This is a genomic window from Bacillus sp. GbtcB14 (genome assembly GCF_019091205.1).
GTDB lineage: Bacteria > Bacillota > Bacilli > Bacillales > Bacillaceae_G > Bacillus_A > Bacillus_A cereus_AG.
Map to the genome: position 1 here is coordinate 1 of NZ_JAGXJT010000084.1, position 346 is coordinate 346.

Below are 346 nucleotides of genomic sequence, written 5' to 3' on the forward strand. Positions count from 1 at the left end.
ATTCGAACCCCCGCGCGACTCTCGCCGCCTGTCGGTTTTCAAGACCGATCCCTTCAGCCGAACTTGGGTATACCTCCGAGATAGAAACGTCTAATGGTGGACCTTGTAGGACTCGAACCTACGACCGGACGGTTATGAGCCGTCTGCTCTAACCAGCTGAGCTAAAGGTCCTTTATGGTAGCGGCGGAGGGGATCGAACCCCCGACCTCACGGGTATGAACCGTACGCTCTAGCCAGCTGAGCTACACCGCCATAAATGATATTAAAATAAGTGGAGCCTAGCGGGATCGAACCGCTGACCTCCTGCGTGCAAGGCAGGCGCTCTCCCAGCTGAGCTAAGGCCCCA

General features: G+C 56.6%; 3 tRNA genes. All 3 read right to left on the reverse strand.

Annotated elements, in window-relative coordinates:
• Window positions 1–94: 94 nt before the first annotated feature.
• The 3 genes from KVT31_RS29400 to KVT31_RS29410 all read right to left on the reverse strand — a co-directional run bounded on the left by KVT31_RS29400 (window position 95) and on the right by KVT31_RS29410 (window position 345).
• Window positions 95–171 (reverse strand) — tRNA-Ile (locus KVT31_RS29400).
• Between the two features lie 4 nt (window positions 172–175).
• A tRNA-Met gene (locus tag KVT31_RS29405) sits at window positions 176–252 on the reverse strand.
• A gap of 20 nt (window positions 253–272) precedes the next feature.
• Window positions 273–345, reverse strand: a tRNA-Ala gene (locus tag KVT31_RS29410).
• Window position 346 lies beyond the last annotated feature (1 nt).